10 protein-coding genes are annotated in these 10,632 nt (G+C 71.1%); 4 read left to right on the forward strand and 6 right to left on the reverse strand.

Annotation, left to right across the window (positions count from 1 at the left end):
- The first annotated feature begins 87 nt into the window (after positions 1-87).
- The 3 genes from CA984_RS38690 to CA984_RS38700 all read left to right on the forward strand — a co-directional run bounded on the left by CA984_RS38690 (position 88) and on the right by CA984_RS38700 (position 4,477).
- Complete coding sequence (locus tag CA984_RS38690; protein ID WP_086578357.1) at positions 88-741, forward strand: response regulator; 654 nt, start codon at positions 88-90, stop codon at positions 739-741.
- A 453-nt stretch (positions 742-1,194) separates the two neighbouring features.
- Positions 1,195-1,965 (forward strand): ABC transporter ATP-binding protein, encoded by a 771-nt coding sequence (locus CA984_RS38695; protein WP_207621198.1) that lies wholly within the window; start codon positions 1,195-1,197, stop codon positions 1,963-1,965.
- A gap of 1 nt (position 1,966) precedes the next feature.
- Positions 1,967-4,477: an ABC transporter permease gene (locus tag CA984_RS38700; protein ID WP_086578350.1), complete on the forward strand. Its 2,511-nt coding sequence runs from the start codon at positions 1,967-1,969 to the stop codon at positions 4,475-4,477.
- 146 nt (positions 4,478-4,623) lie between these two features.
- On the opposite strand, the gene CA984_RS38705 is transcribed toward CA984_RS38700, so the two are convergent.
- The 3 genes from CA984_RS38705 to CA984_RS38715 form a co-directional block, all read right to left on the reverse strand.
- On the reverse strand, positions 4,624-4,893 hold the full coding sequence (locus CA984_RS38705) for a hypothetical protein (protein ID WP_086578351.1): 270 nt from the start codon (positions 4,891-4,893) through the stop codon (positions 4,624-4,626).
- Entirely contained in the window at positions 4,890-5,630 is a 741-nt protein-coding gene (locus CA984_RS38710) for a toxin glutamine deamidase domain-containing protein (protein ID WP_242676412.1), read from the reverse strand. The genes CA984_RS38705 and CA984_RS38710 overlap by 4 nt, the downstream gene beginning before the upstream one ends.
- An 84-nt stretch (positions 5,631-5,714) precedes the next feature.
- Positions 5,715-6,191, reverse strand: a complete 477-nt coding sequence (locus CA984_RS38715; RefSeq protein WP_031159006.1) for a MarR family winged helix-turn-helix transcriptional regulator — start codon at positions 6,189-6,191, stop codon at positions 5,715-5,717.
- Positions 6,192-6,273: 82 nt separating this feature from the next.
- Here CA984_RS38715 and CA984_RS38720 point away from each other — a divergent pair, with 82 nt between their 5' ends.
- Positions 6,274-6,840: an NADPH-dependent FMN reductase gene (locus CA984_RS38720; protein ID WP_086578353.1), complete on the forward strand. Its 567-nt coding sequence runs from the start codon at positions 6,274-6,276 to the stop codon at positions 6,838-6,840.
- A gap of 132 nt (positions 6,841-6,972) precedes the next feature.
- Here CA984_RS38720 and CA984_RS38725 read toward each other — a convergent pair whose 3' ends face one another.
- The 3 genes from CA984_RS38725 to CA984_RS38735 all read right to left on the reverse strand — a co-directional run bounded on the left by CA984_RS38725 (position 6,973) and on the right by CA984_RS38735 (position 10,349).
- Positions 6,973-8,700 carry a molybdopterin-dependent oxidoreductase gene (locus CA984_RS38725; RefSeq protein ID WP_086578354.1) on the reverse strand — a complete coding sequence of 576 codons (1,728 nt, stop codon included), beginning with the start codon at positions 8,698-8,700 and terminating at the stop codon, positions 6,973-6,975.
- A 144-nt stretch (positions 8,701-8,844) separates the two neighbouring features.
- The gene (locus tag CA984_RS38730) at positions 8,845-9,219 is read right to left on the reverse strand and encodes a hypothetical protein (protein WP_086578355.1); all 375 of its coding nucleotides are present in this window, start codon (positions 9,217-9,219) and stop codon (positions 8,845-8,847) included.
- 2 nt (positions 9,220-9,221) lie between these two features.
- Positions 9,222-10,349 (reverse strand): ADP-ribosyltransferase, encoded by a 1,128-nt coding sequence (locus tag CA984_RS38735; RefSeq protein WP_165781573.1) that lies wholly within the window; start codon positions 10,347-10,349, stop codon positions 9,222-9,224.
- Between the last annotated feature and the right edge of the window lie 283 nt (positions 10,350-10,632).

The following is a 10,632-nucleotide window of genomic DNA, read 5'->3' on the forward strand; positions in this document are numbered from 1 at the left end:
TCTGCGGGGTGCGCGGGGTCGCCGGATGCTGGGCGGAGGCCGTCCGTGGGGCGTGCGGGGAGTGGTGAGCGGCCGGTGATCCGGGTCATGCTGGTCGACGATCAGGCGTTGCTGCGGGCCGGGTTCCGTATGGTGCTCGGGGCGCAGCCGGATATCACGGTGGTCGCGGAGGCGGGCGACGGGGCCGCGGCGGTGGAGGCCGCGCGGTCGGCCGAGGTCGATGTGGTGCTGATGGATGTGCGGATGCCGGTCATGGACGGGGTGGAGGCGACGCGGCTGATCTGTGCGGCGGGTGAGAGGCCCCGGGTGCTGATCCTGACCACGTTCGACCTGGACGACTACGCGTTCGCGGCGTTGAAGGCGGGTGCGTCGGGGTTCCTGTTGAAGGATGTGCCGCCTTCGGACCTGATCAGTGCGATCCATTCGGTGCACAGTGGGGACGCGGTGGTCGCGCCGAGTACGACGCGGCGGCTGCTGGAGCGTTTCGCCGTGCATCTGCCGTCTCCGGGTGTGGTGGAGCAGGCGGCGCTCGGGGGGTTGACGGCGCGGGAGCGGGAGGTGCTCGTGCTGGTGGCCAGGGGGTTGTCGAACATGGAGATCGCCGATCGGCTGGATCTGGCGGAGGCGACGGTCAAGACGCACCTGGGCCGGGTTCTGGCCAAGTTGAGCCTGCGGGATAGGGCTCAGGTGGTGGTGTACGCCTATGAGGCCGGGCTGGTGACCCCTCATTCGGCGGGTTAGCGAGTCGCGCGGGGCGAGGCGCCTCGGGGCCAGCGGATCGCCTCGGAGTTAACGGGTCCCGCAGAGAGAGGCGCCTCAGGGCCAGTGGATCTCCCCGGAGTTAACGGATCGCGCAGGGCAAGGCGCCTCGGGGCCAACGGATCTCCTCGGAGTTAACGGGTCCCGCAGGGTGAGGCACCTCGGGGCCAGCGGATCTCCCCGGGGCTAGCGGATCGCGCGGGGTGAGGCGCCTCTGGGTTAGCGGGGTCACGCGAGAGGCGGGTCGGGTTAGCGGGTCGCGCGGGAGGCGCCTCAGCCGAATGGCCGAGGCGGGGCTACCCCGGAGGTGGCAGTGGTCTCTTCACGAGGGCCCTGCGGTGGATGGGGAATCCGTCCTGGAGTCCGATGGCCTGCGCTTTCTCCGGCAATAGCGTTTGTCTCGTCATTACGTGCATGTTGCCGAGGAGAGTTGACGTGACCATCACCGGAGAGGTCGGCGCGTGGAGCGCGCGGGGGGACGCGGCGGCCGCCGTGGTAGCCAGGGGCCTGACGAAGGTGTACGGCCAGGGGGATGCGGCCGTACACGCCCTGCGGGGGGTGGACATCTCTTTCGCGACGGGCGCCTTCACCGCGATCATGGGTCCTTCCGGGTCGGGTAAGTCCACGCTGATGCACTGCCTGGCCGGGCTGGACACGGTCAGCGGCGGCCAGGTCCACATCGGTGACGTGGAGCTGACGGGGCTCAACGACAAGCAGCTCACCCTGCTGCGCCGTGAGCGGATCGGCTTCATCTTCCAGGCGTTCAACCTGCTGCCGACGTTGACCGCGGAGCAGAACATCCGGCTGCCGCTGGAGATCGCCGGGCGTCAGGCCGATCGGGATCTGTTCGATCGGGTCGTGGAGACGGTGGGGCTGCGTGACCGGCTGGGTCACAAGCCGGCCGAGCTGTCGGGTGGCCAGCAGCAGCGTGTGGCGGTGGCCCGTGCTCTGATCAGCAAGCCGCAGGTCATCTTCGCCGACGAGCCGACCGGCAATCTGGATTCGCGTAGCGGTGCCGAGGTGCTGTCGTTCCTGCGCACGTCGGTGCATGAGCTGGGCCAGACGATCGTGATGGTCACCCATGATCCGGTCGCGGCCTCCTATGCCGATCGGGTGGTCTTTCTCCGTGACGGTCTGCTGGTCAGCGAGCTGGTCAAGCCGACGCCGCAGTCCGTGCTCGACACGCTGATGAAGCTGGAGGCCTGAGTTGCTGAAGACGACTCTGGCCGGGTTGCGGGCGCACAAGCTGCGCCTGTTGCTCACCTCGCTGGCGATCGCGCTGGGGGTGGGCTTCATCGCGGGTACGTTCGTGCTCACCGACACCATCGACGCGGGTTTCACCCAGAAGTTCTCGGCGGCGGCCGACAGGATCGATGCCGCCGTGACGCCCGCGCCTGGAGAGGCGTCCCGTGAGGTGCCGCTCGTTCCGGTCGCCGTGCTGGAGAGGGTCCGCGCGGTCGACGGGGTCGCCGACGCTCAGGGGCTGGTGCAGGGCACTTCGGCTCTGATGGGCAAGGACGGCAAGGTCGCGGGTGACTATCCCACGGCGGGTGTCTCCATCGCGGAGGGCTCGCTGAACCGCACCCTGATCACCAGTGGCTCGGCCCCGAAGACTCCGGCGGAGGCGGTGCTCGACGAGAACACCGCCAGGATCCGGGGTTTCGCGGTGGGGGAGACCATCACGGTGCTGGACTCCGAGGAGGTGAAGCACGAGTTCACGTTGGTGGGCCTGTTCGATGTGGGGCTCAACCAGGAGCTGGGCTTCACCGGCGCGGTCGGTTTCACCACGGGTACGGCCCGGTCGATGACCGGGGAGAAGGGTTTCCGGGAGATCGACGTCGCCGCGGCCGAGGGTGTCACGCAGGAGGCGGTGCGTGATTCGATCGCCGCGGCTCTGGGTTCGGGTTATCGGGTCAAGACCGGCAAGGACTACGCCGATGCCATGGCCAGGCAGAACGGCGCCGACACTCAGATGATCACGATGGGCCTGTTGATGTTCGGCCTGGTGGCGATGTTCGTGGCGGCGCTGGTCATCTACAACACCTTCAACATTCTGGTCGCCCAGCGGACCCGGGAGATGGCGCTGCTGCGCTGTATCGGCGCGACTCGTGGGCAGGTGTTCGGTTCCATCGTGCTGGAGTCGGTGGTGGTCGGTCTGCTGTCGTCGGTGCTGGGCCTGCTGCTGGGCTACGGCCTGGGGGCGGGGGCGCTGGCCGTACTGACCTCGGTCGGTGCGCCGCTGCCGTCCGCGACGGCCGCGCTGGCGCCGCGCACGATCGTCCTCGGTCTGGTCATCGGCCTGGTCGTCACGGTGGGGGCGGCTCTGCTGCCGGCCCGGTCGGCGACGAGGGTCGCGCCGATCGCGGCGCTGCGCACGCAGGTCGAGGAGCACACCTTCAGGGCCGGGCTGATCCGGGTGATCTTCGCTTCGCTGTTCCTGGTCGCGGGTGTAGGGGCGACGGTGGCCGCGCTGGGCATGGAGGCCGGCCAGGCCGCGCTCATTGTGGTCATGGTCGGAGGGTCGCTCGTCTTCCTGGGGGTGCTGACTCTCGGGCCGGTGATCGTCAAGCCGCTGGGGGCCTTCGTGGGCTGGCTGCCGGCCCGGCTTTTCAAGGTGCCCGGCAGGCTGGCGGTGGACAATTCGCGGCGTAATCCCAAGCGGTCGGCCACCACCACCGTGGCGCTCACCGTGGGGGTGACGCTGATGACGCTGATCGCGGTTCTGACCGGCACCATGCGGGCGACGTACTCCCAGAAGCTCGATGACCAGTTCCCCGTGGACTTCATGGTCCAGCCGCAGGCCCGTGATTCCGGGTTGCCCCGCGCGCTGGCCGAGGGTCTACGGACCAGGCCGGAGTTGACCGGTGTCGCCGCGTTCCGCCAGACCCTGGCCAAGGTCGGGAAGGACGAGTACGAGGTCGGGACGTTCGTCGCGCCCGCGGACTTCAGGCCGGAGCTCGCCACGGGTTCGATCGACGTGCTCAAGCCCGGGACCGCGGTCGTCGCCGACTATGTCGCCAAGGAGCTCGGTCTCAAGGTCGGCGACCGGTTGCCGGTGCGGACGGCCAAGGCCGGCACGGTGGAGCTGACGGTGGTGTCCACCTTCGATCCGGAGGTCGCCGACCTGGCGGGGGTGACGGTGCCCGACGGGGATTTCGAGCGTTACTTCGGCGCGGTCGGCGACAGCCGGGTGCTGGTCAACGCCAGGGACGGTGTCAGTTCCGAGCAGGCGCGCAAGGTGGTCGAGGCGGCGGCGCAGCCGTATCCGACGGCGAAGGTCGCCAGTTCGACGGAGGTGCGGGGCGAGTTCGACGAGGCGCTCGACATGATGTTGATGATCATCACGGGTCTGCTGGGTCTGGCGGTGCTGATCTCCCTGCTGGGCATCGCCAACACGCTCTCCCTGTCGGTCCATGAGCGGACCCGCGAGTCGGCGCTGCTGCGGGCGCTCGGGCTGACCCGGCCGCAGTTGCGGTGGATGCTCTCGGTGGAGGCGTTGATCCTGGGGCTCATCGGCGCGCTGGTCGGTGTGGTGCTGGGTGTCACGTTCGGCTGGGCCGCGGCACAGACGATGACGGAGGAGGTCGCGTTCCGGCTCCCGGTCGTGCAGATCCTGGCGTTCGTGGCGCTGTCCGGCCTGGCCGGGGTGCTCGCCGCCGTGCTGCCGGCGCGCAGGGCGGCGCGTGCCTCGATCGTGGGGTCGCTCGCCTCCGGCTGAGCGGGGTTTTCCGCCGGTGGCCGGGGCGTCTTCCATCGGGGGGCGGCGCTCCCGGCCGCTGTCCCGGCGTCGAGCAGGGAGGGCCTTCTGTCGGGGACTGCGCTCCGGGCCGCTGTCCCTGGGTCGAGCAGTGGCCGGGGCGCCTTCTATCGGGGGCGGCGCCCCGGCCACTGCTCCGCCACCGTCTCGGGGTTGAGCAGGGGCCGGATGACGACTTCGCCGGTGGCTCTGTCGATCACGACGCAGCCGGAGCCGACGGTGTCGGGCAGCACGCTGGGGTCTTCGGGTTCGGGCTCCTTGGACCAGGCGACGTAGCCTTCGTTGAAGGTGTATATCCTGATCTCCGCTGCGGAGCCGGGGCTGCGGACACCGTTGAAGTACTCCTCGGCGACGGCCCTGGCCTGGTCGAGGTTCACAGCCGGCGCCCCTCCCTGTCGATGACCACGCAGAAGACGCCCGTCACCGATTCGTAGGGCGGCTCGACCGCCATGTGGCCGCGCTGCGCGTCGATCCAGATCACCTCTCCGCCGGAGTTGACCGCGTTCCAGGCGTGGCTGCCACCGGCCGGCCAGCGGTTGATGATGATCGCGGCGGCTCCGTGTCCTCCGGCCAGCAGGGCCTGGGCGATCGGGACGTAGGCGTGGCGCCCCTGTCCCACGTACTGGAAGCGCTGTCCCAGCCATCGCTCGGCCCGGGCGACTCCCCCGGCCTCGCCGGTGAGCAGCGGCTTGCCGACCCGGTCGTACTCGGGCCGCCGGGGGGCGGCCACCGTCGGCGCGCCGTACCAGGTGCAGAGCACCGCGAGGGCGCAGTCCACCGCGTTGGTCGCCCGGAACGGGTCCTCCGCGGCCCCGGCTCCGTTGATCAGTCTGATCCACATGCCCCGGGGGTCGGGAAAGCGCCGGGGTATCCCCTGCTCCGTCACCGGCACGGCCCGCACCATGTCTTCCTGGGTCTGCGGATCGGGCCGCGCGAGCCCTCCGGCCACGCCGTACGGCCTGCACCGCTCCAGCCGCAGCGGCCGCCACTGCGCCCGCTCGGGCTCCCGTGGCGCCGCCACCACGACCGACCCCTGAGCCTCCAGCTCGAAGTCGCGCCATCGCTGCCCGTCCGCGGTCACGACGGGGTTGTAGACCCCCGCGGGTAGGAACATCTGAGCCACACGGTCCCCCTCGCCCATCCGCCTCGGGCCTGATGCTAGGGCGGCCGTCCGCGCGGCGCGGGCGAGTTGACCAGTTCAAGGGATGGCGTCGCCCTGGTCGTCGGCGAGGTGCTCCAGGACGGTGTCCGCGATGTCACCGAGGGTCTCGATCTGCTCCGGGGTGAGCAGGTCGATCAGGTGACGGCGGACGGACGCGACGTGGTCGGGGGCGGCTGCCTCGATGGCGCGCAGCCCTCCGTCGGTGAGGACGATGTCGGCGCCGCGGGCGTCGGCGGCGCACTCCTCGCGGGTGACCAGGCCGCGCTCCTCCATCCGGCTGATGTGCCGGGACAGGCGGCTTTTGGACCACAGCATGTGCGCGGCCAGCTGGTTGAGCCGCCAGCGGCGGTCCTTGCTGGAGGACAGCGCGGACAGCACGTCGTAGTCGGGGTCGGACAGGCCGGAGTCCCGGTTGAGGTCGCGGACGATCTGGGCGTCGAGCAGCAGGCGCATCCGGCGGTAGCCGAGCCATGCCCGGAACTCCCGCTCGTCGAGCCATCGTGGGTCGGCCATGCGTCCACTCTAGCCGTTAGTTGACATGTAACCAAAGTGGCGGCAAGCTGCGTTTACACGTAAACAAGTTTTTGGGGGCATCATGCCGTTGCTGAAGGTCATCGTCACCAGCACCCGGCCGACCCGGATCGGGCGGAACATCGGTGACTGGTTCACCCGGCACGCCGTCGAGCACGGCGGCTTCGACGTGGAGCTCGTCGACCTGGCCGAGGTGGGCCTGCCGTTCCTGGACGAGCCGGAGGACGCGACCACGGGCAACTACGTCCACCAGCACACCAGGGACTGGAGCGCGACGATCGACGCGGCGGACGCGTTCGTCTTCGTCATGCCGGAGTACAACTACGCGTTCAACGCGCCCCTGAAGAACGCCCTCGACTTCCTCTACCGGGAGTGGGCCCACAAGCCGGTCGGGTTCGTCAGCTACGGCGGGCTGTCCGGTGGCCTGCGCGCGGTCGAGCTGCTCAAGCCGGTGGTGTCCAAACTGCGCATGGTCCCGGCGGGTGAGGCGGTGACCGTCTTCATGCGCAGGAGCGTGGACGCCGACGGCCACCTGATCGTCGACGACACCCTGACGGGGTCGGCGAACGCGATGCTGGAGGAGCTCGACCGGCTCACCCGGGCGATGTCCGCGATGCGCAGCCCGGTCTAGACGGTCCCGGCTCCGTCGCCGTTCACCGGCGCGGCTCCGCACGGAACGGGACGGCAGGGCTGGAGTTTCCCGGTCCGCCGGGCGTGGCCGTTCTCGGCGCGGCCGGTCCCGGCGGATCGGGGAAGACGCCCGTCAGGCGACGTCGACGCTGACGCTGTGCCAGCCGGTGGCCCCGTCGGGAGCCACCGGGGCCAGGTCGGGGGTCTGGGTGTAGCCGGTGGCGTCGGTGGCCCGCACCTCGATGGTGTGGCTGCCAGGGGTGGCGTCCCAGTCGTCGACCACCCACTGGCGCCAGGTGTCGGCGGTCGGCGCCACGGCCAGGCGCGCCTGGCGCCACTGCCCCCGGTCGATCCGTACCTCGACGGCTTCCACCCCCTTGTGCTGCGCCCAGGCGACGCCCGCGATCACGGTACGGCCCGGCGCGACGCGGGCGCCGTCCCTCGGCAGGTCGATGCGCGACTGCGTCTTGACCGGCCCCATGGCCGACCATCCCTTGGGCGTCCAGTAGGCCTCGTCCCGGTCGAACCGGGTGACCTTGATATCCGTCACCCACTTGGTCGCCGAGACGTAGCCGTAGAGGCCGGGGACCACCTGGCGGACCGGGAAGCCGTGCTCGACCGGGAGCGCCTCGCCGTTCATCCCGAAGGCCAGCAGCGCGTCGCGGCCGTCGAGGACGACGTCCACCGGGGTTCCGCAGGTCCAGCCGTCGGCGGAGGTGCTGAGCAGCATGTCGGCCCCCTTCCGCACCCCCGCGTCGCGCAGGACGCCGGCCAGGCTGGTGCCCAGCCAGCGGGCATTGCCGACGTACGGGCCGCCGACCTCGTTGGAGACGCAGCACAGCGTGATGTCGGCCTCCTCCAGGGGGCGTTTCATCAGGTCGGCGAAGGTCAGCTCGACGGGCCTGTCCACCATGCCGTGGATCCTCAGGGTCCAGTTCCGAGGATCCACCTGGGGCACCACGAGGGCGGTGTCCACCCGGTAGAAGTCGTGGTTCGGGGTGACGAACGGCGAGAGCCCCCTGATCCTCAGATCGACGCCGGTCGGGAGCGGCGCGGCGGGGACGGCGGGGCGGGGCAGTGCCATGCCGACCCGGGCCGCGGCCACCTCCGCCCGGCCCGACAGCATCCGCCCGGCCAGGCCGGCCACTCCGGCGGCGGCGACTCCCCCCAGCGTCCCGATCAGCAGCCTGCGCCGGTCGAAGGGGTAGGGGCCGCTCCCCGCCCGCATGACCGGCGGGACCGGCGCGCCGTACCGCTCCTCCCCTCCGGCACCCACGACGGGCTCCCTGCCGTGCCGCTCCTCCCCCCGGCCTCCCACTGCCGCCCTCCCGTCGTGTGGGCCGGTGCCGGCCGGGCCAGCCAGCGGACCCGCCTCTTGCGGGCCGACCGACCACCCCTCCTCTTGCGGGCCGCCCGCCGGGGTCAGGGCGCGGGCGATGAGGCGGTACAGGGCGAACATGGCGGCGGCGACGCCCACCACCGTGGGGACGACGTCCACGGCGGCGGCGCCGGGACGGGTCAGGACGGCCAGGACGCCGACGGCGCCGAAGGCGGCCAGGCCCGCCAGGCCGTACCGGATGTCCCGGACCGCCAGGACGCCGACGGCGGCGGCGATCGCGGCGAGGACCAGGAAGATGCCGGTCAGCAGGACCGTCTTGTCGTTCTCGCCGAAGGTGCGGATGGCGAAGTCCTTCAGCGCGGCCGGGGTGAGGTCGACGGCGGCGTTGCCGACCGCGACGACAGGGAAGGCCGAGGCCTTCACCAGGCCCGCGACCAGTAGGGAAACCCCGACGGCCACCGCGCCGGACACCAGGCCGATCAGCGCCGCCGCCCACAGGGGCACGCGCCTGTTGCTCTCCATCCTCCGACGCTACGCCCATCGGGGGGCGCAGGATCTTACGCCCCGGTTACGGGGCCGCCCGGCGCGCTCCGGGCGTCGCCGGAGCCCTTCTCCCTCAGCGCCGGCCCCCGGTCCGCGCCGGGCCGCGGGCTTCCCGGAGGTCTTTCAGGAGCGGCCGGCGAGCTCGGAGAGCCCGGCCAGGCCGGAGATCTCGCTCTCCGCGCCGGCGGGGACGGATCCGCACAGCGCGTCCTCGGCCTCTCCCGCCCACCTGCGCAGCGCCGCGAGGGGGTCGTCTCCCGCCGCCTTGGCGGAACGCAGGCGCGCGACCCACGCGACACTCGCGTTCATGCCCGCCCCGCCGGAGGTGGCGGCCGGGACGAAGCCCGCGGCGTCGGACGTCAGGGCGACCCAGAGGAAGCCCAGGGGCAGGCCTTCGCGGGTGACCGGGACATAGCGGACCGGCCCGTCGGTGGTCCAGGACCACTCCTGCGGGGCGTCGAACGTGCGGAACTCCGGATCGTCCCACTGAGACTCCATTTTCAGCCCTCCTCGCCCAGTACCGTACCGAACACCTTCCAGACACCGTCCTCGTGCACCACCTTGTCGACCCGGTAGCGGACGCCGCGGTCGAGCAGCAGCTCATGGGTCGGCCCGAACACCTCGGCGTTCGGATGGAGACCGGTCATGTGAACCGCGTGCGTTCCCTCGGGGACGCGGAGCCAGAGCTTGACCAGCGAATCCAGCTCGAGGGCCAGGTGCACGTAGCTTTCGGGGTTCTTGGCGGTCGAGGTGGACACGTAGGCGAGATCCCCCTGGACCGTCCCTTCCAGCTGCGCGATCGGCCGGTCGAAGGCACCCGGAGAGACATGCCGGGCGACGACGATGTCCTGGGGGACGACGGACTGGGACATCGCCGAGTCGATGTGAACGATGTGCTCGGCCGCGGCGGGCGAGTGGTGGCCGTGGCCGCGGAGCGGATCATTGATCTCTCTGTAGGTCGGCTGCGCACGGTAGGCGTCCAGCGAGTCCTTCTGTACGTCGGTGAACCGCTCGGACTGCGGCACCATGGCTCCGTCCACCCAGGCGTCGTACTCCGCCTGGGTGCGGAAGCGCACAGCCCCGTCGCTCCACGCGGGCAGCCCGGGCCAGTCGCTGACATCCTGCGCCACGAACAGACGTTGGCTGATCATGTGCTCGAACGGCTGGAAGCGCCCGCCCATGAAGCCGGCGAGCTCCTCGGCCGGCGACCGCCATGCCATGTGTTGCTGGACCGTCAGCGTGTTCGTGTCCGCGTCATAGATGACCGAGTTATCCACCCTCTCCCCGGCCACCTCCTCGAAGGTACGTATCTCGATGTTGAGACCGAATTCCTTGATCTTGGCCATGTTCTCCGCGTGCGAACCGCCGAGACCGTCCATCTCCGCGACGACCTCGGCGATCCGCTCGGCTTGGAGCGCCTCCCGTTCGGCCCGCGCGACCTCGTCCCTGGGAGCCGTTCCCGATCGTCGTGCCTCGTCGGCGGCCGCTCTGGCCGTGTCCGCCGCCGACCGGGCACCCGCGACGTCGCCGTCGGCGAGGGCGTCCCTGGCGACGTCGAGGTGCCTGACGCCCTCGGCGGTCTTCATCGGCGTCGGCGCGCCCGGCTGTTCGGCCGGCCGGTTGATCAACTGGTCGATACGCGAGAGCGGCGCCGCGCCGTCCGGCCGCTCTCCCGGGCCAGGCGCGCCGTCCGCCCTTCCGGCGGGGCGCCCTCCTCCGGCCGCGCCGCCGTCCGTCCTCGCGTGTGCCGGCGGGGGGTGCGCCGTCCGCTGTGCCTGGCTCCCGTCCGGCCGGGCGCTGCCGTTCGGTACGGCATGGCCATCCGGTCCGGCATGCGCGCGCCCGCCCACGGGGAAACCGTTCTGACCGGTGGGGGAAGAGGGGTCCGGTCCACCGTGCATGGTGGAGGGA

The sequence above is a fragment of the Streptosporangium minutum genome (assembly GCF_002149035.1).
Lineage (GTDB): Bacteria > Actinomycetota > Actinomycetes > Streptosporangiales > Streptosporangiaceae > Streptosporangium > Streptosporangium minutum.

Coding starts and splice junctions, on each gene's coding strand:
- CA984_RS38690 (WP_086578357.1), top strand. CDS start 88: ATGCTGGTCGACGATCAGGCGTTGCTGCGGGCCGGGTTCCGTATGGTG.
- CA984_RS38710 (WP_242676412.1), bottom strand. CDS start 5,630: ATGTTCCTACCCGCGGGGGTCTACAACCCCGTCGTGACCGCGGACGGG.
- CA984_RS38715 (WP_031159006.1), bottom strand. CDS start 6,191: ATGGCCGACCCACGATGGCTCGACGAGCGGGAGTTCCGGGCATGGCTC.
- CA984_RS38720 (WP_086578353.1), top strand. CDS start 6,274: ATGCCGTTGCTGAAGGTCATCGTCACCAGCACCCGGCCGACCCGGATC.
- CA984_RS38725 (WP_086578354.1), bottom strand. CDS start 8,700: ATGGAGAGCAACAGGCGCGTGCCCCTGTGGGCGGCGGCGCTGATCGGC.
- CA984_RS38730 (WP_086578355.1), bottom strand. CDS start 9,219: ATGGAGTCTCAGTGGGACGATCCGGAGTTCCGCACGTTCGACGCCCCG.